This window comes from Enterococcus sp. S183_ASV_20, assembly GCF_018919685.1.
In the GTDB taxonomy this organism is placed as follows: Bacteria; Bacillota; Bacilli; order Lactobacillales; family Enterococcaceae; genus Enterococcus; species Enterococcus faecalis.
Window position 1 is genome coordinate 1 of record NZ_JAHLRI010000199.1, and the last position, 287, is coordinate 287.

The 287-nt window shown below is 35.2% G+C and carries 1 protein-coding gene; it reads left to right on the plus strand.

The annotated features are described in order from the left end of the window. Positions 1-287, plus strand: a 287-nt coding sequence (locus KQI94_RS16410; RefSeq protein ID WP_216454699.1) for an IS30 family transposase, incomplete at both ends; no start/stop codon positions are given.

Consider the following 287-nt stretch of genomic DNA (forward strand, 5'->3'; position numbering starts at 1 on the left):
CTTTAAATCTATTACGTTTGACTGTGGAAAAGAATTTTCTAACTGGAAAGCCATTAGTAACCAACACGATATTGATATATATTTTGCGGACCCTGGAACACTTTCTCAACGCCCATTAAACGAGAATTCTAACGGGATTCTGCGTCATAATGGACTGCCGAAATCAATGGATTTTAGAGAAGTGAATCAGACATTTATTTCCAGTGTCAGCAATCAACGTAATCATATTCCAAGAAAATCATTGAATTACAGAACACCAATTGAGATATTTTTGAGCTATGTACAAG